A 19,228-nucleotide genomic window follows, 5' to 3' on the forward strand; every position below is an offset into this window, starting at 1 on the left:
AACACTTCACCCGACAGCGACGTCGTCGAGCACCCTCAAGGCCGCGCTCACTCTTTCTCGCGTACGCGGCCGTCAGAGGCCGGACGTTCCTGCGCCGAGGGGCTCCTCAGGGTTACGGAGCCCCTCCGCCGCGCCCGAGACCCGGCGCAGCAGATCGAAGAAGACAGTCTGCTCCTCGGCCGAGAGCGGGCCGAGGAAGACCTGGTTCATCCTGGCCGCCCGCAGGGAGATCCTGCGGTGGGTGCGCAGCCCGTCCTCGGTGAGCTGCAGCAGGGAGCGACGGCCGTCCTGCGGGTCGCGCACCTTGTCCAGCAGCCCGCGTCGCGAGAGCCGGCTGACGACCTCGGCGATGGTGGAGCGGTCGAGTCCGACCCGCTCCCCCACCGTGCGCTGATCGAGGCCGGGCTCGGCGATCAGGACATTGAGCACGGCGAACTGCGGAGAGGTCGTCTCTTCCGAGACCATCGTGTTCCACAACAGGTGGTGCGCCTGCTGGAGGCGGCGGGCCAGATGCCCGGGGTGCCTGCTCAAGTCGACCGCGGACACGGACATCACCCTCCCTGCTTCGCCCCTCAACAGGATCTCAGTGTACTGAGGGTCTTGACCCTGTTACCCCAGCATCGATAGCTTCTGGCGCGTCAAGAAATGCTCAGTGCACTGAGCAATGTGTCGGAGGAGAGGGTGATGAGCTGGTCCTCACCGAGCTGCACCCGGTGTCGCAACGCAGCAGGTGCGCGCGCCACCCGCTGGAAGCCTTGCACCGCCGACACGATCGGCACCACCGCGCCACCCGCACCCCGGGGGCTCACCGCGCTGCGCGCCCTCGAGGCCGCGTGACCCGGGCGTCCGGCGCGCCTCGTTCCCCTCGGAATCCAACCGTCTCCGGAGCCGCGACATGACAAACCCCGACATGACCACCTATCCCCTGCCCGACGGGCTGAGTCAGCGGGACATCGACGCCGAGGTCGCCAAGGTCGACGCCGCCGCGCCCGTCGGCGCGCACCATCCGCCGCGCGACTACCCTCCGTACCGCAGCAGCCACTATCGCCACCCGCACCGGCCCCTCATCCCGCTGGCCGATCCCGAGGCCGTCGAGCTGTCCGGACCCGCTTTCGGCGTCACGGACGTCACCGCGCTCGACAGCGATCTGACCCGGCAGCACCGGGGCGAGCCGCTCGGTGAACGCATCACCGTCTCCGGCCGGATCCTGGACCGGGAGGGCCGCCCGGTCCGCGGACAGCTGGTCGAGGTGTGGCAGGCCAACGCCTCGGGGCGGTACGCGCACCAGCTCGACCAGCACCCGGCGCCCCTGGACCCCAACTTCACCGGGTTCGGCCGCTGCCTGACCGACGACGACGGCGGCTACAGCTTCACCACCGTCAAGCCCGGCGCCTACCCGTGGCGCAACCACGACAACGCCTGGCGCCCCGCGCACATCCACTTCTCGCTCTTCGGGACAGCGTTCACCCAGCGCCTGGTCACCCAGATGTACTTCCCGGGCGACCCGATCTTCCCGTACGACCCGATTCTCCAGTCCGTCACCGACCCGGCCGCCCGGGAGCGGCTCGTCGCGACGTACGACCACGACCGTTCGGTCGCCGAGTGGTCGCTCGGTTTCCGCTGGGACATCGTTCTCGACGGACCGTCCGCCACCTGGATCGAGGAAGGCCACCACTGATGACCCACGCCCCGACCCCGTCCCAGACCGTCGGCCCGTTCTACGGGTACGCGCTGCCGTTCGCCGGCGGCGGCGACATCGCCCCGCTCAGCCATCCGGACACGATCACCGTGCACGGGCTGGTGCTCGACGGCAACGGTGACCCCGTCCCCGACGCGCTGATCGAGATCTGGCAGCCCGCCCCCGACGGCTCGCGCACCGGCCGCCCCGGCTCGCTGCGGCACGACCCGGTCACCGGCCGGGTCATCGGCCGCGACGGCGTCGGATTCACCGGCTTCGGCCGCGTCCCGACCGACGCCGACGGCCAATGGGCGGTACGGACCCTGCCGCCGGGCGGTGTCCCGTATCTCTCGGTCGCCGTCTTCGCCCGCGGGCTGCTCCACCACCTGTACACGCGGATCTATCTGAGGGCCGCCGACGGCGCCGTACCGGCCGGTGACCCGCTGCTGGAGTCGCTGGACGCGGAACGCCGGGCCACACTGATCGCGACGCCCACGGACCGGCGCACCCACCGGTTCGACATCCGCCTGCAGGGCGCCGGCGAAACGGTCTTCCTGGAGTTCATGTGACGTACGAGAGCGATGTCGGCCTGCTCGCCCCCGGGCGGGCCGGCGCCCCTGCCGAGGCCAGCACCGGCGACCGCGCCGTCCTGCAGGCCATGCTCGACGCCGAGGCGGCGCTGACCCGCGCCCAGTCCGCATGCGGGCTCGCCCCGGCGGAGGCCGGGCGGGCGGTGACGCAGGCGGCGGACGCCGACCGCTTCGACGTACGGGACCTGGCGCTCCGGGCACGCTCCGGCGGCAACCCGGCCATCCCCCTGGTCGCCGACCTCACAGCCGCGGTACCCGAGGAGGTCCGGCCGTATGTGCACCGGGGTGCGACCAGCCAGGACATCCTGGACACTGCGGCGATGCTCGTCGCCTCACGCACACTGTCCGGGGTGCTCGACGATCTGGTGCGGGCGGCGGACGAGCTGGCGCGGCATGCCGCCGCGCACCGCGATACACCGATGGCGGGCCGTACGCTCACGCAGCACGCCGTGCCGACCACATTCGGGCTCAAGGTCTCCGGGTGGCGTGCGCTGATCCTCGACGCGCGGGACCGGCTGGCTTCCGTACGGGATTCCCTCCCCGTCCAACTCGGAGGTGCGGCGGGGACCCTGGCCGCCTTCTCCGCCTTCTCCTTCGAGGAGAAGAGCGCGGACGGACTCGCCCTCGTCGCCGCGTACGCACGCGAACTCGGCCTGGTGGAACCCGTATTGCCCTGGCACACCCTGCGCACCCCGGTCGCCGATCTGGCCGGGGCGCTCGCCTTCACCGCGGGCGCGCTCGGCAAGACAGCGGTCGATGTGCTCACGCTGTCCCGTACCGAGATCGGCGAGGTCGAGGAGGGCCAGGCCGGCGGTTCGTCCGCCATGCCGCACAAGGCGAATCCGGTGCGCGCCACGCTGATCGCGGCCGCCGCCCGACGGGCGCCCGGCCTGGCGGCCACGCTGTACGGCTCGCTGGCCGCCGAGGACGAGCGGCCCGCCGGGGCGTGGCACGCCGAGTGGGAGCCGCTGCGCGATCTGCTGCGGCTCGTCGGCGGCGCCGCGCGGGACGGCGCCGAACTCGCGGCGGGACTCCGGATCGTCCCCTACGCCATGCTGGAGAACCTCCACGTCACCGACGGTCTGATCGTCTCGGAGCGGCTGGCCGCCGCATTCGCCGAACGCATCGGCCGGGCCCGCGCCAAGGACGTCCTGGCGGGCGCGGCGGACCGGGCCCGGTCCGAGACGACCGACCTCTCCGATGTGCTCTTCGACGTCCTGGACGAGGAGCCGGAGCTCGCCGGTCTCGATCTGGCCGAACTGACCGACCCCGCCCGGTACACCGGATCCGCGGGCCCCCTCACCGACCGCGCACTGGACCGCCGCTGACTTCCCCGCCCGACCGCATTCCGCACCACCGTACGGAGACCCACGTCCGGCCACGACGATCGCAGGCGCGGAGGCATTCAGCGCGGAAGCACCCAGCCCGGCGCCCAGGTTCCGGCGGCGTCGGGACCGGCCGCTGTGGCGGCGAGGTAGGCGCGGAGGGTGGCCAGCGCGGGGTGGGGGTTGTCGCGGTGCCAGAGGAGCGAGTGCGGGTAGACAGGTGTCGGGTCGATCACCGGGATGCGCCGCAGGCCGTGGCCCGCGGGCCAGATGAGGCGGCTGTGCTCGCCCATGAAGGTGGCCAGGGCCGGGGTGTCGGCGATGGTGTCCAGGAGCGCGTCGGAGCCGAAGTTGGGGCCGGTCGCCTCGATGGTGAGGCCGAACTCGGCGACGAGGTCGTCGTAGTAGGCGGTCCACTCGGTACCGGGGACGATGCCGGGCATCCAGATCCGGTGCCCGGTGAGCTGGGCGAGGGTCACCGCCCGGGCGCGCGCCAGCGCGTGGGCGGGGCCGGTGAGGAGCTGGAGCGGCTCGTCGAGGACGCGGACGGACTCGATGTCCGCGGGAAGGGGCCGGCCGGGCGCGGCGACGGCTCGGAAGGAGGCGTCGATCGCACCGGACCGGACGGCGGCGACGGCCGTCTCGATGTCGAACAGCATCACCACGTCGAGGTCGATCTCGGGGTGCGCGCTGTGGAAGCCGCGCATCAGGCCCGACTGCGCGCTGCGCGAGGCGATCACGTCGACGCGCAGCGGACGGTGGCCGGTGCGCACGGACGTGACCGCGCGCTCGGCGACGCGCAGCAGCTCGTGCGCGTGGGGCAGGAACGCCTGCCCGTCGATGGTGAGCTCGGCGCCGCGCGGGGTGCGGGTGAACAGCCGCACCCCGAGGTCGCGCTCCAGCGCGGCGATGCGCTTGGAGACGGCCTGCTGGGTGACCGCCAGCTCGGCGGCGGCCTCCTGGAACTGCCCCGCTTGCGCGACGGCGACGAAGGTCCGGACGGTGTCGAGGTCCATGCCGACACCCTATGGGCACAACCGATGGTTGTGGTCGGCGGCCCTGCAGTTGTTTGATCCCCGGGCACGGTGCTCGCTTTGATGCTTCCGATCACGGATCGGTTGTGCAGGCGAGTGGCGAGGGGTGGCGGGGATGAGGAGCGGGCACCGGCTGGGGCGGCCGTTCGGGTGGTTGTGGGCGGCCTACGGGACCAGCGCGCTCGGCACGTGGCTCGCCTTCGGCGCGTTGCCGCTGATCGCCATCCAGGTGCTGCACGCCGGACCGGCCGAGGTCGCCGCGCTCTCCTCCGCGGGGGCGGCGGTGGGCGCGGCCGTGGCGGTGCCGCTCGGGCCGTGGGTGGAGTTCCGCCGCAAGCGGCCCGTACTGATCGCGATGGACCTGGCGCGGTTCGCTGCGCTGCTGACGATCCCCGCCGCCTTCGCCCTCGGCGTGCTCACCTTCCTTCAGCTCCTGCTGGTCTCGGTCGTCGTCGCGGCGTCCGACATCACCTTCCGCGCGGCCTCCGGCGCGTACCTGAAGACGCTGCTGCCGGCCGAGGACCTGCTCGTCGCCAACGCCCGATTCGAGTCGACAGCCTGGACGACCACGATCATCGGACCGCCGCTGGGCGGCGTGGCAATCGGGCTCCTCGGTCCGGTGGCGACGGTGGTGGCCGACGCGGTCAGCTACCTGCTGTCAGCCCTGGGCATCCGCGCGACGGGCGGGCACGAGCCGCAGCCCGAGCGCCAGGAGGCCGCGCGCGTGCGGGCCCGGGACCTGCTCGACGGCTGGCGTTACATCCTCGCCGACGCGACGCTGCGCCCGCTGTTCTTCAACACCGCCTTGTTCAACGGCCTGGTGATGGCCACCCAGCCGCTGCTGGCCGTCCTGATGCTGGGCCGACTGGGGTTCACACCGTGGCAGTACGGTCTCGCCTTCGCCGCGCCCTCGATCGGCGGGCTGCTCGGTTCGCGGCTGGCCCGACCGCTCGTCACCCGGTTCGGACAGCACCAGGTCCTGGTCGCGACCGGGGCGCTGCGCGCGATCTGGCCCGTCGGCCTCGCCTTCCTGGGGCCGGGCACCGCAGGACTGCTGCTGGTGATCGGCGTCGAGCTCGGACTCATCTTCTGCTGCGGGGTCTTCAACCCCGTCTACGCCACCTACCGTCTCGAGCGCACCGCGACCGACCGGGTCACCCGCACACTGTCCGCCTGGGCCGTGACGACCAAGGCCTCGACCGCACTCCTGACAGCCGCCTGGGGCGTGCTGGGCGGCCTGCTCGGCCCGCGCACGGCCATCGGCCTGGCCGGCGTGCTCCTGCTGGCGACCCCGCTGCTGCTCCCCCGTCGCGCGGCAGCGCTTCCCTCCGAACCGGAGCCGGCACCGAACCACACCTGACGGTCCGTCATCGGCGGCATCACCGGCATCCCGACCTGATCACCGTGGAACCGCTGCTGCTCACCCGCGGCTGCGCGACATCCCGTGCGTGGCCAGATGGACGATGTGGGGCGGTACGGGGACATGCTCCGAGAGCGCCGGGTCCGGTTCCGGTTCCCCCCATTCCGTACGCATGGGGAGAACGCCCGCCCATAGGCCCAGTTCGGCGTCGGGTCCGTCGCCGTCGTCCGGCGGGCCGGTGCGCACTTTGACGGAGGCCTCGTCGAGCGGGAGTGCCAGCAGTGCGGTCGCCGCGAGTTCCTTGCGGTTGGGGAGGCGTGCGTAGCCCCACTGGCCCGCGGCGACGTGCTCGGTGAGGCAGCGCAAGCCGTAGAGCTTCTCCTCGGGGTCGGTCACGGCTCGCGGTATGCCGTAGATCATCGCGCTGCGGTAGTTGACCCCGTGCTCGAACACCGAGCGCGCGAGGACGAGGCCGTCGACGTGCGTGACGGTCAGGCACACCGACGCGTTCGGCGCGGCGAGCAGGCTCCGGCTTGCCACGGAGCCATGAAAATAGACCGTGCTCTCATCCGCTCCGTACACGGTCGGGACCACCATCGGGGCGCCGTCGACGACCACGCCGAGATGGCACAGGAACCCCGCGTCCAGAATCGCGCCGAGATCCGCCCGGCTCCGGCTGCCCTGCTCCCGCAGGCGTCGATGGCGGGTGCGCTCCGTGACGGGCAGGAGGGTGCCTGATGTCTCCTCAGTCATGCTGGCAGACGCTATCGATGTTGGCGATTTCAAGCCACTGATCTGACGATATTCGTTGGGAGTGACTTGTTTCACAACGGATACTGTTGCCCGGATGAAGACCGACCGGCACATGGGGGGCGGGAGGAGGAGCGGGGCTGGGTGCGCGCGGCGTGCGCCCGCCAGGGATTACGGGACAGCCCTCAGGATGGCGTCGGCGCGTGAGTGGTCCGTGGAGCTCGCAGCTCGGCCAGGTGATCGGCGATGACGGCGCGCAGCGCGTCGGGGTGTCGACGTCCGGGCGCATGGCGTCGTGCACGGCGAGCCCTTCCAGCAAGGCGTGGAGCCGGGCTGCCTCCCGCTCCGCCTCATCGGCCGGGGCCGATGAGGCCGGCCACGAGACCGCGGCATCCCGCGCCCCATACGCGAACGCACGAGGGCGCAGGCTGCCGCGTACGGCAGAATCCCGTCAGCCGAGGCCGCGGTCGTCCTGCTTCAGGGCCGTGTCCACGGTCAGGGCCGTCGCCAGGACGAGGCTGAGCAGCGGTTCGGGCAGCTGGTAATGGATCTGCAGCACGTAGTTGTCCGCCGTCGTGAACATCGTCTTCGCGAGGCCTTCCCAGGTCTTGGTGATCCGGGCGATCTCGGCGTCGTTGTGGTCGACGATCGCGAAGTTCCAGGCGCGCCAGTTCTCCGCCTTGATGGCACCGACCTGCCGGCCGTCCACCATGATGGCAAAGTTGATCTTGCCCAGAACGTTCTGCTGCACGATCTCGCCGACCGGCTGCCCGTCCGGGCGCTGCACGACGACCCGGGACTTGATGAGCTTCGCCGGCCGGGTCAGCAGCAGCTGCGGCCGCCCGTACGCGTCACGGATCTCCAGCTTGTGGGTCAGAAACTGATCGACGCTGGAGGCGAACCGCAGCACCTTGCGCAGCACGCTCTGGCCGACCTCGGTGACCGAGCCGATCGCGTTGCCCTGCTGATCGAAGACGCGGTACTCGTTCGTCAGCTCGATCAGTTTGGCCTTCTGGTTCACGACCAGGACCTGCTGATTGAAGAGCGTGGCACCGCCGGGAGCCGCACCCTGCTGCTGAGGGGCGGCCTGCTGGTGGGGCACCTGGACCTGAGCGGGAGCCTGCGCAGGCGCGTGGGACTGCTGTCCGCCGGCCGGGTTCGTGTGCTCGGTCCACTGGGAACCGTCCCAGTAGCGCAGCAATTGGGGCATGCCGTGCGGATCCGGATACCAGCCCGCAGATACGTTCGAATGCGATGTCACCGGGGCACACTATCCCGCCGATCCGGCAGAGCATGCCCCACCCGTCACAGTAGGCCGACCGGCACTCGTTGAAACTTCACACACCGGGTAGCATGCCGGGGATGACCAGACTCAGTGAACGGACCGGCCGACGACGGGACGGCGCCCGCGCGTCGGCCGTTCTCGGCTGGCTGCTCATCGTGCTGACCATGGTCTCGTGCTGTTCGCTCGCCACGATGGGCGCGACCGCACACCACGCCACGGCCCGAACCGCGACCGCGGCGCCGGCCCTGACTCCGGCCCCGGCCCCGGCTGCGCGGATCGTCGTGGCCGTCGCTTCGGAGGACCGGGGCGTCAGCAGTTCCTGCCATGGCGTCTCGGAGCACGCGAAGCCCGTCGTGATGCCCGCCCAGGCCGCACCTGTCGCGCTCCCAGGCTCGGCGGTCACCGCGCCGGTCGGCCCCCTCGTCGGCGCCGCCGGCATCCGCGGCCCCTCCAACGACGCCGTGGGCGCCGTCGACCATCTCCGCCTTCAGGTTCAACGCATTTAGAAGCAGGGCCCGTTCTCCCGCCCTGCCCTCTTTCCGTACATCGTGTTGAACCCGAGGACTCTCCATGGCTTCCGCCAAGAAGCAGAACACACCTGCCGCCGCGCGCCGCGCCAAGCTCGAGGAGGCCCGCCGCAAGGAGCGGGCCCGCGAGCGCAGGAACCGCATCATCACCATCTCCGCCTCCGTCGCCGTCGTCGCCGCACTCGTCGCGGGCGGCGGCTATCTGATGTCCGCAGCCGACAAGCAGGACCAGGCCGAGGAGAAGGCCAAGTCCTCGCCCGTCCAGGGCGAGCGGAGCTGGGACAAGCTCGCCCGGGACCATGTCGAGAAGCCGGTCGACTACCCGATGAACCCGCCGGTCGGTGGCGACCACAACCCCGTCTGGATGAACTGCGACGCCGACGTCTACACCGAAGCGATCCCGAACGAGAACGCCGTCCACTCGCTGGAGCACGGCGCGGTCTGGGTCACGTACAACGACAAGGCGCAGCCTGCCGACATCAAGAAGCTCGCGGACCGCGTCGCCAAGACCCCGTACTCGCTCATGAGCCCTGTGAAGGACCAGGACGCCCCGCTGATCCTCAGCGCCTGGGGCAAGCAGGTCAGGGTGAAGAGCGCGACCGACCCACGCGTGGCGCAGTTCTTCACCAAGTACGTCCAGGGACCGCAGACACCGGAGCCGGGCGCCGCCTGCACCGGCGGGATCGCCAAGTGACGTCCTCGGTCCGCGCGCCGCGGTCGATGGTGCTGGCGGGTGCTGCGGTGCTGCTGCTGGCCCTGGGGCTGGTGGCACTCATGCTCGTACGGCCGTCCTCGTCGTCCCTCGCGCAAGGAGCGGGCCGGTCGGCCCCGCCCGCGGAGACATCGGTCGATGTGGGGTTCGCACGTGACATGTCGATCCACCATCAGCAGGCGGTCGAGATGTCGTTCATCGTCCGGGACCGGACATCCGACGAGGACGTGCGGCGGCTCGCGTACGACATCATCAACACGCAGGCCAATCAGCGCGGCATGATGCTCGGCTGGCTGGAGATCTGGGGCCGCGCCAAGAGTTCCGGTCGCCCGCCGATGGAGTGGATGGGTCACACCGTCGTCCCCCGGGGCGACGGTTCGCTGATGCCGGGCATGGCGACCGACACCGAGCTGGACGCGCTGCGGGCGGCGAAGGGCAAGGACGCCGAGGTGCGGTTCCTCCGCCTGATGACCGAGCACCACCGGGCCGGTGCGGAGATGGCGCAGGCGGCGGCCGACGCTGCGGGCACGGACGAGATCAGGAATCTGGCGGCGGGCATGGTCCTGGGCCAGCAGTCGGAGATCAGGCTGATGGCCGACATGCTGAAGGAGCGCGGCGCCACGGCATGAGCCGGTCGGCCGGGGCGTGGTGGTCCCGTGTACATGTGTACGCGGCCACCACGCCCCGGCCGACGCGGTCCGGGGGACGACGACCGGCTGTGGACGCGCCGGGGCTGCATTCCGTCTGCGGGCTGACCTCGAGCGTGCATGCGTCGCTGCGGCGAACGGCACGTCGGCGACCGCACCCGGTCACCCGCGGTCGCGGTCCGCACCTGAACACGGCGGGTTCCGCCGCATACGGCGAGGGGAGCCGGTGCCCGCTCCGGACCGTACTGACGTGCGCAATCGCATAGGCTCAGCAGCGACATGAAGAGCAACCTCACGACGCTGGGGCCCAAGGCCGACAAGGACACCGTGCGACGGAGCAACCTCAGCCTGGTGCTGCGGGCCGTCCGCGACGAGGGCGAGCGCGAGGCAACCAGGGCCGGGGTGGCCGCACGCGTGGGGCTGACCCGTGCCGCCGTGTCCTCGCTGGTCGAGCAGCTGCTCGACAGCGGGTTCCTCACCGAGTCCGGCAAGACGTTCAGCGGGCAGGCCGGGCGCCCCGGCACCGCACTCAAGGTGGCGCGCACCGGCCCTGCCGGGCTCGGCGTCGAGGTCAACATCGACTATGTGTCGGTCTGTGTCGTGGACCTGGCGGGCACCGGCCGGGTCCGGCTGACGGAACACCTCGACAACCGGGGCGCTCCGCCCGCCGAGGTGCTGGCACGGGCGGCCCGGATCGCGGCCCGCACCCTGGATTCGGCGGCCGAACAGGAGCTGTTCCCGGTCGGGGTGGCCCTGGCGCTGCCCGGACTGGTGTCCGGCGGCACGGTGCGCCAGGCGCCCAACCTGGGCTGGAATCAGGTCCCGGCGGAGGAACTCTTCGCCGCGTCACTCGCCGCGCTGCGCCCCGACCAGCCGGAAGTGCCGGTGAGTTCGGAGAACGAGGCCAATCTGGCGGCGCTGGCCGAGCTATGGTTCGGCGGGCTCGACGAGATCCGCAGCTTTCTGTATCTGACGGGCGAGATCGGCGTCGGTGGCGCCCTGGTCATCGACGGTGAACTGCTGCGCGGTGCGCACGGGTTCGCCGGTGAGATCGGGCATGTGGTGGTGGACGCGCAGGGGCCGGAGTGCCGGTGCGGTTCGCGCGGCTGTCTGGAGCAGTACGCGGGACAGGCGGCGCTGCTGCGGGCGGCCGGGATCGAGGAGACCGGCAGCGGCATCGGGGTGGCCGAGCTGCAGCGGCGCGCCCGGGCCGGGGACGGGCGGGCCGTGGCCGCCGTGGTGGAGGCGGGCCGGATGCTGGGGCGGGTGCTGTCCGGAGCGGTGAATCTGCTCGACCCGGACGCGGTGGTGCTCGGCGGGATATACCGGGGCCTGATGCCGTGGCTGTCGCCGTCCGTCGACGAGGAGCTGACGGGCCGGGTGGTGTCCGGGCTGTGGTCCCCGCGCGGCGGCCGGCTGCGCGCCTCGTCGGTCGCGGGCGACGCGGCACGGGGTGCGGCGGCGCTGGTGATGCAGGACGTACTGACCGACCCGGTGGCGTACGCGGCGCAGGTGGCGTACGCGGCGCAGGTGGCGGGCCGAAACCGGAGCCGGGCCGCGCCCGCCTGAGACAGGTACGACCCGGACTCCAACGCGGGGGCGGGCCTGCCTGGCACAGGTACGGCCCCGCAGCATCCGCCCGTGCTGTCAGCGGACCCCGAGAAGGTGGTCCATCGCCAGCTGGTCCAGCACCTCGAACGCCATGCCGCGCTCGGCCGCCGCGTTCACGTCGAAGTCCTCGAACGCCGAGCGGTCGGCCAGCAGCCCCGCCAAGCCGTCCTCGGCCGTCGGCCGGGCCAGCTCGTCGAGCCGGGACGCGCGGAGCGCCTCCTGGACCGCCGGGTCGGCACGGAAGGCGGCAGCGCGCTCCTTGAGGATGAGGTAGTTGCGCATGCAGCCCGCGGCCGACGCCCAGACACCGTCGTAGTCCTCGGTCCGCGGCGGCTTGAAGTCGAAGTGGCGCGGGCCCTGGTAACCGGCGGTCTCCAGCAGGTCGACGAGCCAGAACGCCTGGCGCAGGTCACCGGCGCCGAAGCGCAGGTCCTGGTCGTACTTGATGCCGGACTGGCCGTTGAGGTCGATGTGGAAGAGCTTGCCCGCCCAGATGGCCTGCGCGATGCCGTGCGGGAAGTTCAGCCCGGCCATCTGCTCGTGGCCGGTCTCCGGGTTGACGCCGACGAGTTCCGGGCGCTCCAGGCGCTCGATGAAGGCGAGGGCGTGGCCGATGGTCGGCAGCAGGATGTCGCCGCGCGGCTCGTTCGGCTTGGGCTCGATGGCGAACTTCAGGTCGTACCCCTGCTCGGCGACGTAGTCACCGAGCAGGTCGAAGGCCTCCTTCATCCGGTCGAGAGCGACCCGGATGTCCTTCGCTCCGCCCGACTCGGCGCCTTCGCGGCCGCCCCACGCCACATAGGTGGTGGCGCCCAGCTCGACGGCGAGGTCGATGTTGCGGAGGGTCTTGCGCAGCGCGTACCGGCGTACGTCCCGGTCGTTGGCGGTGAACCCGCCGTCCTTGAAGACGGGGTGGGTGAAGAGGTTCGTCGTCGCCATGGGCACGACGAGCCCGGCCGCGTCCAGCGTCTGCCGGAACCGCTTCACGATGCTCTCGCGCTCGGTGTCCGACGAGCCGAACGGGATCAGGTCGTCGTCGTGGAAGGTCACCCCGTACGCACCCAGCTCGGCGAGGCGCTGCACGGTCTCGACGGGGTCGATCGCCGCGCGGGTCGCGTCGCCGAACGGGTCGCGCCCCTGCCAGCCCACGGTCCACAGGCCGAAGGTGAACTTGTCCCCCGGAGCGGGCTTGAAGCGTTCCGTCATTGTCCGACCACCTTCGGTGCCATCGGGTCCACGACCGGTGGAGGCCGCCGAATCCCTATTTGTTCAGTGTCATGACTAATCATGCATGGCGCCTGGCGGAGACGTAAACCCCCCACCACGGGGTGTCGAGGGTGACCCCTGTTCCGGGCCGGCTCGATCGCGTAATTTGTTTTCCGTACGATCAAATGGATCGTGCCGGCCCTACCGCCCACCGTGGCCCCCACACCGCGAGAATGAGGTATCCCCATGCCGCCGCGTACCGTCGTCATCGGCGTGGACAGCTCCACCCAGTCCACCAAGGCTGCCTTCGTCGACGCCGCAACCGGTCAGCTGCTCGCCGTCGGACGCGCCCCGCATGTCGTCACGGGCGAGGCGGGGGCCCGCGAGACCGACCCCGTGGTGTGGTGGCAGGCGCTGCGCACCGCCGTCGCCGCCGGCCTGAAGGAGTCCGGCGTGCCCGCCGCGACCGTCACCGGCATCGCGGTCGCCGGTCAGCAGCACGGCCTGGTCACCCTCGACCGTACGGGCCGCCCGCTGCGCCCGGCCCTGCTGTGGAACGACACCCGCTCCGCCCCGCAGGCCGCTGCCCTCACCGCCGCACTGGGCGGTGCGGACGCCTGGACGGCCCGCACCGGCTCGGTTCCGGTGGCTTCGATGACCGCGTCGAAGTGGCAGTGGCTGCGTGAGAACGAGCCGGAGACCGCCGCCGCGGCCACCGCGATCCGTCTCCCCCACGACTTCCTCACCGAACGGCTGACGGGCGCGGCCGTCACCGACCCCGGCGACGCGTCGGGCACCTGCTGGTACTCCACCGCCACCGGCGCGTACGACCCCGAGCTGCTCGAACTGCTCGGCCTGAACGCCGCGTTGCTGCCCGAGGTGGCCGAGACGGGTGCGTCCCGCGCCGGTTCACTGACCGGCGAGGCGGCGCAGGCGCTCGGCCTGCCGGCCGGGATCGCCGTGGCGGCGGGCACGGGCGACAACATGAGTGCCGCCGTCGGCCTCGGTCTCGGCGGCGCCGGACTGCTGGACCACCCCGTTCTCAGCCTCGGCACCTCGGGTACGGTCTTCGCCGCCTCCCGGACCCGGCCCGCATCGGCGGCGCTCTCCGGTTTCGCCGCGGCCGACGGTACGTACCTCCCGTTGGCCTGCACGCTGAACTGCACCCTCGCCGTGGACAAGGTCGCCGCCCTGCTCGGCCTGGACCGCGACGACGCGGCACCCGGCGGCGAGGCGGTACTCCTCCCCTATCTCGACGGCGAGCGGACCCCCGATCTGCCCACCGCCTCCGGCGTGCTCACCGGACTCCGGCACGACACCACCCCGCAGCAACTGCTCGGCGCCGCCTACGAAGGCGCGGTCGCCACCGTACTGCGCGCCCTGGACGAGCTCCTGCGGTCCTGCGGACTCGACCCGGCCGACCCCGAGGTCGCCGCCCGCCCGCTGCGTCTGATCGGCGGCGGCGCGCAGGGGCGCGCCTGGGTGGAGACGGTACGACGGCTGTCGGGGCGGCCCGTGATCGTGCCCGGCAGCGGCGAACTGGTGGCCCTGGGAGCGGCCGCGCTCGCCGCGGCGGCGGCCTGCGGCGAGGATCCCGTCACGATCGCCACCGGCTGGAATGCCGCCGGAGAATCCGAGGCGGACACCGAACTTCCGCCCGTGGAGCGGGACATGGACACCTGGAATCAGGTCAACTCGGTGCTGGAGCGGGCCGCCGGACCTCTGCTCGGCGGGGACCGGTAGCCACCCCGTCACCACGTCCTGCAACGGCCACTGACTGACTGTCACTCGCCCCCGCAGGTCCGGGACACCAGCATCCCGGCAGCCATGGACCGGTTTGGGGATGGCATGTGATCTTCACTAGTATCCGGCGATGATCATAAGAAGAAGGCTGACGGTCGGAGTGGGCATCCTGCTCGCCACCCTGACCGCCGGGCTCGGCACGGCCCTCCCCGCCGCCGCCGCTGAAACCCCCACCAAAGCCTCCCCCAAGGTCGAGCTGGTGCTCGACGTCAGCGGTTCCATGCGGACCCGTGACATCGACGGCCAGTCCCGGATGGCCGCGGCGAAGCAGGCGTTCAACGAGGTGCTGGACGCGGTGCCGGAGCAGGTGCAGCTCGGCATCCGGACCCTCGGCGCCGACTACCCGGGCGACGACCGGAAGGTCGGCTGCAAGGACACCAAGCAGCTCTACCCGGTCGGCCCGCTCGACCGGGTGGAGGCGAAGACCGCGGTCGCGACGCTGGCCCCCACCGGCTGGACCCCGATCGGGCCCGCCCTGCTGGGCGCCGCCGACGATCTCGAAGGCGGCGACTCCACCCGCCGGATCGTGCTGATCAGCGACGGCGAGGACACCTGCGGCCCGCTCGACCCGTGCGAGGTGGCGCGCGACATCGCCGCCCGCGGCATCCACCTCGTCATCGACACGCTGGGCCTGGTGCCGAACACCAAGATCCGCGAGCAGCTGACCTGCATCGCCGAGGCGACCGGCGGCACCTACACCGCCGTTCAGCACACCGATGAACTCTCCGGCCGCGTCAAGCAGCTGGTGGACCGGGCGGCCGAGCCCGTCGTCACCCCCGTGGCCACCGAGGGCGCGGACAGCTGCTCCGCCGCGCCTCAGCTCAAGCCGGGTCTCTACACCGACCGCGAGAAGATCGGCGAGCACCGCTGGTACCGGGTGGACGTGCTGCCCGGCCAGGAGCTGCGCGCCTCGGTGAGCGTGTCCGCGGACCGTGCCGTCAACAACGACTACGGCGTGCTGCTGCGCGCGGTGACCGTGCACGGCCGCGAGATCGTCAGGGGTTCGGAGTCCGGCACCGGTCGCACCGATGCGATCTCGTCCGGGCTGCGCTACCCCAAGCCCGAGCAGGACGGCACGGACAGCGAGGACAAGCCGGCCGCGGAGACCGTCTGCCTGCAGCTCAGCAACTCCTTCTCGGCCCCGGCATCGGTGAAGACCTCACCCGGCATGCCGGTCGAGCTGACCGTCGACGTGGTGGACGCGCCGGACGACGCGGCCGATGCCGCCGCGTTCGGTCTCGGCCGCGGCTGGTGGCTCCTGGGCGTACTCGTCCTGACCGGACTGATCGCGGGTCTGCTCTTCGGCTGGATCTCGCGCTGGCGCATCGCTGTATGGAGGACCAACTGATGGTGCGTACACGACGGGTACTCGCGGGTGCCCTGCTGGCCGGGATGGCCCTGCTGACATCGGCCGGGTCGGCCGCGGCCGACGATCCGTCGGCGAGCCCGAGCCCGAGCGCCTCCGACGTCGGTACGGGACCCACCGAGGCGGGCACCACCTTCCGTAACGCGACGGTGATCCAGCCGAGCCAGCACGCCACCGCCGAGGCATCCACGGGTGACTACCTGTACTGGGTGTTCCCGGCCGACGCAGGACAGCGCGCCACCGTCAAGGCGACGGTCACCCTGCCCGAAGCCACCACCCGGCACGGCGCCTCGACCTGGCAGGTCGACGTGTACGACGGGCTGCGGCGCCGGCAGGCCTGCATGTACGGTCACCAGACCAGGAAGGCGGCCGCCGACGCGTCGACCGTCGAACTCTCCTGCGTCCTGCGGACCGTCCGAGCCTGGTCCGAGCCGTGGGCGAACGACCCGCTGCCGGGCAACTATTACGTGCGCCTGACGGTCGTCGACCTGCCGTCGGCCGACCTCGGGCAGCCGGTGCAGACCGCCGTCGAGGTGACGGCGGCCGACCAGGGCGGCGCCCACGACGTCGACGGCAAGCTGAGCGAACCGCTGGCGCCCATCGGCTACGCGGCGACGCAGCAGACGACGAACGACGCCTCGAACGGCGGCGAGACCCCTCCCCGGGTCCCGCTCAACACCGAGCCGGACGACGGCTGGGCCTCCGGCTGGTGGACGGACCGCTGGATCTGGACCGTCGGCGGCGGCGTACTCGGCGCACTCGCAGCCATGTTCGGCTACTCCCTCACCCGCGGCAATGGCCGCCCGTCCCGGGTCCCGCCGGGCTTCTGACCCGCCCGGCCGCGAACCGGCCCTCATCCGCGGCGCCTTCGTCCCACACCGATGGGGCGAAGGCGCCGCGGTGTTTCCGCCCAGGGCGTGCCGTTGTCCCGACGGTCGCCCATCGTCTCCGTCACGTGGGGACGGAACCGCACGCGGGATCCCGGTGCGCGTCAACGCCGTTGCGACCGCGCTTCCGTAACGAGACCCGGATACCCTCTACAACTCACGTACTCCGCAAGGCCGATGGGGTCACCGTCCCTGCCGGAACCCCGGAGTCCAGCCACGTCGCCGCGTACCGGATGCCGGTGCGCCACCAGGGAGTGGAGACCATTCATGTCCACGGAGACCGGCCCGGCCGCCGATGCCGAACCGCGCGGCCACGTGCCCGTACCGGGCCCGAAGGGGCTGCCGTTCCTCGGGAATCTGCCGCAGTTCGGGAAGAACCCGCTGGAGTTCTTCGAGCGGCTGCGCGGGTACGGGGACATGGTGCGATGGCGCTTCGGCCCCCACCCCTGTGTGTTCATAGCCGATCCGGAGTGCATAGGCGAGCTGCTCACCGAGACGGAACGCACCTTCGATCAGCCGGCCCTGGGCATCGCGTTCCGTACCGTGATGGGCAACGGCGTGGTGGTCGCGCGTGGTCCGGACTGGCGGCGGAAGAGGTCGCTGGTGCAGCCCTCGGTACGGCCCAAGCAGGTGCGGTCGTACGCGGCGACGATGGCGGGCAGCACGGTGGAGCTCGCGGACACCTGGTCCGGCGGTGAACGCGTCGACATCAAACGGGAGATGGCCGCGCTCACGCAGAAGATCGCGGTCCGCACCATCTTCGGGGTGGACACCCCGGCGGACGCCGAGGCGATGGGCCGGGCGATGGATGTCGCCCAGCGGGAGATCGGCAAGGAGTTCAGCGGCATCGGCGCCCTGCTCCCCGACTGGGTGCCGACGCCCGGCCGGGCCCGGATCAAGAAGGCCGCCGCGGTCATCGACGCCGAGGTGGGCCGGGTCGTGGCCCGGCACCGGGACGGCGACGGCGAGCGTCCCGACCTGCTGAGTCGGCTGCTGACCGCGGTGGACGAGACCGGCGCACAGCTCACGGACGAGGAGATCCGCGACGAGACCGTCACCCTGTACATCGGCGGGCACGAGACGACCAGTTCCACGCTGGTGTGGGCGTGGTACCTGCTGTCGCGCAATCCGCAGACGCGCGCGGCGCTCGCCGAGGAGCTGGACCGTGTCCTCGGCGACCGGGAACCGGAATTCGACGACTACGCGCGGCTGACATACACCCAGGCGGTGGTGAAGGAGACGCTGCGGCTGTACCCGACGATCTGGCTGGTGACCGGAGTCGCCAAGGACGGGGCGCGGATCGGCGGAGTGGACATGCCGAAGGGGACGAGGGTCTGGACCAGCCAGTGGGCGACGCACCGCGACGAGCGATGGTTCCCGGAGCCCGATGCGTTCCGCCCGGAGCGCTGGGACGCCGACCACGGCGACGACATCGCGGAATACGCCTGGTTCCCGTTCGGCGGCGGACCCAGGGTCTGCCTCGGTACGCGGTTCGCGATGGTCGAGGCGGTGCTGATCCTGGCGGTACTCGCGCGCCGATTCGAACTGGACGTGGACCCGGGTGACGTCAACCCCGTACCGACGCTCACCCTGCAGCCCGACCGGGACGTGCTGGCCACCGTGCGGGCGCGGTGACTTGGCGGGGAGCGTATCCGTATGGCGGAACACGCGCGGGCGCGATGTGCCCTCGACTTCCGCCGTACGGCATCCTCGTGCTGAACGAGCAGCCCGGCCCCGGAGCGGCGAGAGATCATGCCGGTTCGGGGCAGGCAGTACCCGACGGTGGAGGATGCGGAACCTGATGACTGACAACTCCGACATGGTGGCCTTTGTCCGGGCCCGCCTGGCCGAGGAGGAACAAGTCGCGCGAGCGGCCGGCGGCGAGCGTTGGCGGTGCCCCGCCGAGGCGCCGGGCGAGGTCCACGACCGGACCGGCGCCGTCGCGTTCAGCCTGCGGATGCATGGCTACGACGACCACATCGCCCTGCAGGATCCCGCGCGTACGCTCCGCCGCATCGAGACGAGCAGGGTGCTCCTGGACGAGTACGAGGAGGTCGCCGCCCTGGACGCCGACCGCCCCCTCCACGACTTCCCCTCGGGCCGCGCGGTCGGGCTCGGATTCGTCGTCCGGCAGATGGCGGCGGAGGATGCCGGCCACCCCGATTATCAGGCCAAGTGGCTGCCGCGGTTCACCCAGTGACGAGCCCCTTGCAGGGGATGGTGACCGAGTTACGGGGCCGCGAGCGGTACCGGGCCGGCCCCGGCATCCCGCCGGGCCGGGGTCCGACACCATGAGCGGATCGGTCGCGGCGCGCCGCCGCGGGGCCGCGGCCGGCTCGCTGACGTACCCGGCTCGCACGCCTCGTGTGGCCGCGACTCCGTCCGGTCGTCGCCGGGACACCGCCTCGACCGACCGGGCGCGGGGCGCGTCCCCGCGCCCCGGCTCC

At 71.7% G+C, this 19,228-nt stretch carries 19 protein-coding genes; 14 read left to right on the forward strand and 5 right to left on the reverse strand.

Annotated features, from left to right (window positions below; genetic code table 11):
• Positions 1 to 72: 72 nt before the first annotated feature.
• Positions 73 to 546, reverse strand: coding sequence for a MarR family winged helix-turn-helix transcriptional regulator (locus ACNPQM_RS07020; RefSeq protein WP_418083304.1), 474 nt, complete (start codon positions 544 to 546; stop codon positions 73 to 75).
• Between the two features lie 138 nt (positions 547 to 684).
• Between ACNPQM_RS07020 and ACNPQM_RS07025 the strand changes: the two genes are divergently transcribed.
• From ACNPQM_RS07025 to pcaB, 4 genes are all read left to right on the forward strand, one after another.
• A complete protein-coding gene (locus ACNPQM_RS07025; RefSeq protein WP_418083305.1) occupies positions 685 to 837 on the forward strand; it encodes a hypothetical protein in 153 nt (50 codons plus the stop codon).
• Positions 838 to 910: 73 nt separating this feature from the next.
• The gene (gene pcaH, locus ACNPQM_RS07030) at positions 911 to 1,678 is read left to right on the forward strand and encodes a protocatechuate 3,4-dioxygenase subunit beta (RefSeq protein WP_418083306.1); all 768 of its coding nucleotides are present in this window, start codon (positions 911 to 913) and stop codon (positions 1,676 to 1,678) included.
• Positions 1,678 to 2,247, forward strand: coding sequence for a protocatechuate 3,4-dioxygenase subunit alpha (gene pcaG / locus ACNPQM_RS07035; RefSeq protein ID WP_358860647.1), 570 nt, complete (start codon positions 1,678 to 1,680; stop codon positions 2,245 to 2,247). The genes pcaH and pcaG overlap by 1 nt, the downstream gene beginning before the upstream one ends.
• On the forward strand, positions 2,244 to 3,596 hold the full coding sequence (gene pcaB, locus ACNPQM_RS07040) for a 3-carboxy-cis,cis-muconate cycloisomerase (protein WP_418083307.1): 1,353 nt from the start codon (positions 2,244 to 2,246) through the stop codon (positions 3,594 to 3,596). Before pcaG ends, pcaB begins: the two co-directional genes overlap by 4 nt.
• 77 nt (positions 3,597 to 3,673) lie before the next feature.
• Here pcaB and ACNPQM_RS07045 read toward each other — a convergent pair whose 3' ends face one another.
• Positions 3,674 to 4,609, reverse strand: a complete 936-nt coding sequence (locus ACNPQM_RS07045; protein ID WP_418083308.1) for a LysR family transcriptional regulator — start codon at positions 4,607 to 4,609, stop codon at positions 3,674 to 3,676.
• A 133-nt stretch (positions 4,610 to 4,742) separates the two neighbouring features.
• Between ACNPQM_RS07045 and ACNPQM_RS07050 the strand changes: the two genes are divergently transcribed.
• Positions 4,743 to 5,987 (forward strand): MFS transporter, encoded by a 1,245-nt coding sequence (locus ACNPQM_RS07050; RefSeq protein ID WP_418083309.1) that lies wholly within the window; start codon positions 4,743 to 4,745, stop codon positions 5,985 to 5,987.
• 60 nt (positions 5,988 to 6,047) lie between these two features.
• On the opposite strand, the gene ACNPQM_RS07055 is transcribed toward ACNPQM_RS07050, so the two are convergent.
• Both ACNPQM_RS07055 and ACNPQM_RS07060 read right to left on the reverse strand, forming a co-directional pair.
• Positions 6,048 to 6,740, reverse strand: a complete 693-nt coding sequence (locus ACNPQM_RS07055) for a pyridoxamine 5'-phosphate oxidase family protein (RefSeq protein ID WP_418083310.1) — start codon at positions 6,738 to 6,740, stop codon at positions 6,048 to 6,050.
• 448 nt (positions 6,741 to 7,188) lie between these two features.
• Positions 7,189 to 7,998, reverse strand: a complete 810-nt coding sequence (locus tag ACNPQM_RS07060) for a phospholipid scramblase-related protein (RefSeq protein WP_418083311.1) — start codon at positions 7,996 to 7,998, stop codon at positions 7,189 to 7,191.
• Between the two features lie 101 nt (positions 7,999 to 8,099).
• Here ACNPQM_RS07060 and ACNPQM_RS07065 point away from each other — a divergent pair, with 101 nt between their 5' ends.
• From ACNPQM_RS07065 to ACNPQM_RS07080, 4 genes are all read left to right on the forward strand, one after another.
• Positions 8,100 to 8,528 (forward strand): hypothetical protein, encoded by a 429-nt coding sequence (locus ACNPQM_RS07065; RefSeq protein ID WP_418083312.1) that lies wholly within the window; start codon positions 8,100 to 8,102, stop codon positions 8,526 to 8,528.
• Between the two features lie 64 nt (positions 8,529 to 8,592).
• The gene (locus ACNPQM_RS07070; protein ID WP_358860655.1) at positions 8,593 to 9,243 is read left to right on the forward strand and encodes a DUF3105 domain-containing protein; all 651 of its coding nucleotides are present in this window, start codon (positions 8,593 to 8,595) and stop codon (positions 9,241 to 9,243) included.
• 26 nt (positions 9,244 to 9,269) lie between these two features.
• On the forward strand, positions 9,270 to 9,890 hold the full coding sequence (locus ACNPQM_RS07075) for a DUF305 domain-containing protein (protein ID WP_418083371.1): 621 nt from the start codon (positions 9,270 to 9,272) through the stop codon (positions 9,888 to 9,890).
• 297 nt (positions 9,891 to 10,187) lie between these two features.
• Complete coding sequence (locus tag ACNPQM_RS07080; protein ID WP_418083313.1) at positions 10,188 to 11,477, forward strand: ROK family protein; 1,290 nt, start codon at positions 10,188 to 10,190, stop codon at positions 11,475 to 11,477.
• A gap of 78 nt (positions 11,478 to 11,555) precedes the next feature.
• Here the strand turns inward: ACNPQM_RS07080 and xylA are convergent, their stop codons facing one another.
• Entirely contained in the window at positions 11,556 to 12,725 is a 1,170-nt protein-coding gene (gene xylA / locus ACNPQM_RS07085) for a xylose isomerase (protein ID WP_358860658.1), read from the reverse strand.
• Between the two features lie 246 nt (positions 12,726 to 12,971).
• Here xylA and xylB point away from each other — a divergent pair, with 246 nt between their 5' ends.
• The 5 genes from xylB to ACNPQM_RS07110 all read left to right on the forward strand — a co-directional run bounded on the left by xylB (position 12,972) and on the right by ACNPQM_RS07110 (position 18,981).
• Positions 12,972 to 14,468, forward strand: coding sequence for a xylulokinase (gene xylB, locus ACNPQM_RS07090; RefSeq protein WP_418083314.1), 1,497 nt, complete (start codon positions 12,972 to 12,974; stop codon positions 14,466 to 14,468).
• A gap of 130 nt (positions 14,469 to 14,598) precedes the next feature.
• On the forward strand, positions 14,599 to 15,876 hold the full coding sequence (locus ACNPQM_RS07095; protein WP_418083315.1) for a VWA domain-containing protein: 1,278 nt from the start codon (positions 14,599 to 14,601) through the stop codon (positions 15,874 to 15,876).
• On the forward strand, positions 15,876 to 16,724 hold the full coding sequence (locus tag ACNPQM_RS07100; protein ID WP_418083316.1) for a hypothetical protein: 849 nt from the start codon (positions 15,876 to 15,878) through the stop codon (positions 16,722 to 16,724). The genes ACNPQM_RS07095 and ACNPQM_RS07100 overlap by 1 nt, the downstream gene beginning before the upstream one ends.
• 324 nt (positions 16,725 to 17,048) lie before the next feature.
• Positions 17,049 to 18,416, forward strand: a complete 1,368-nt coding sequence (locus ACNPQM_RS07105) for a cytochrome P450 (RefSeq protein ID WP_418083317.1) — start codon at positions 17,049 to 17,051, stop codon at positions 18,414 to 18,416.
• Between the two features lie 166 nt (positions 18,417 to 18,582).
• Entirely contained in the window at positions 18,583 to 18,981 is a 399-nt protein-coding gene (locus ACNPQM_RS07110; RefSeq protein ID WP_358860663.1) for a DUF6221 family protein, read from the forward strand.
• Positions 18,982 to 19,228 lie beyond the last annotated feature (247 nt).

Source organism: Streptomyces sp. NPDC056231, assembly GCF_048270745.1.
GTDB lineage: Bacteria > Actinomycetota > Actinomycetes > Streptomycetales > Streptomycetaceae > Streptomyces.

Excerpts from the sequence above, each read along its gene's own strand:
- ACNPQM_RS07025 (WP_418083305.1), top strand. The coding sequence starts at position 685 with ATGAGCTGGTCCTCACCGAGCTGCACCCGGTGTCGCAACGCAGCAGGT.
- pcaH (WP_418083306.1), top strand. The coding sequence starts at position 911 with ATGACCACCTATCCCCTGCCCGACGGGCTGAGTCAGCGGGACATCGAC.
- pcaG (WP_358860647.1), top strand. The coding sequence starts at position 1,678 with ATGACCCACGCCCCGACCCCGTCCCAGACCGTCGGCCCGTTCTACGGG.
- ACNPQM_RS07045 (WP_418083308.1), bottom strand. The coding sequence starts at position 4,609 with ATGGACCTCGACACCGTCCGGACCTTCGTCGCCGTCGCGCAAGCGGGG.
- ACNPQM_RS07050 (WP_418083309.1), top strand. The coding sequence starts at position 4,743 with ATGAGGAGCGGGCACCGGCTGGGGCGGCCGTTCGGGTGGTTGTGGGCG.
- ACNPQM_RS07055 (WP_418083310.1), bottom strand. The coding sequence starts at position 6,740 with ATGACTGAGGAGACATCAGGCACCCTCCTGCCCGTCACGGAGCGCACC.
- ACNPQM_RS07065 (WP_418083312.1), top strand. The coding sequence starts at position 8,100 with ATGACCAGACTCAGTGAACGGACCGGCCGACGACGGGACGGCGCCCGC.
- ACNPQM_RS07070 (WP_358860655.1), top strand. The coding sequence starts at position 8,593 with ATGGCTTCCGCCAAGAAGCAGAACACACCTGCCGCCGCGCGCCGCGCC.
- ACNPQM_RS07075 (WP_418083371.1), top strand. The coding sequence starts at position 9,270 with ATGGTGCTGGCGGGTGCTGCGGTGCTGCTGCTGGCCCTGGGGCTGGTG.
- ACNPQM_RS07080 (WP_418083313.1), top strand. The coding sequence starts at position 10,188 with ATGAAGAGCAACCTCACGACGCTGGGGCCCAAGGCCGACAAGGACACC.
- xylA (WP_358860658.1), bottom strand. The coding sequence starts at position 12,725 with ATGACGGAACGCTTCAAGCCCGCTCCGGGGGACAAGTTCACCTTCGGC.
- xylB (WP_418083314.1), top strand. The coding sequence starts at position 12,972 with ATGCCGCCGCGTACCGTCGTCATCGGCGTGGACAGCTCCACCCAGTCC.
- ACNPQM_RS07095 (WP_418083315.1), top strand. The coding sequence starts at position 14,599 with ATGATCATAAGAAGAAGGCTGACGGTCGGAGTGGGCATCCTGCTCGCC.
- ACNPQM_RS07100 (WP_418083316.1), top strand. The coding sequence starts at position 15,876 with ATGGTGCGTACACGACGGGTACTCGCGGGTGCCCTGCTGGCCGGGATG.
- ACNPQM_RS07105 (WP_418083317.1), top strand. The coding sequence starts at position 17,049 with ATGTCCACGGAGACCGGCCCGGCCGCCGATGCCGAACCGCGCGGCCAC.
- ACNPQM_RS07110 (WP_358860663.1), top strand. The coding sequence starts at position 18,583 with ATGACTGACAACTCCGACATGGTGGCCTTTGTCCGGGCCCGCCTGGCC.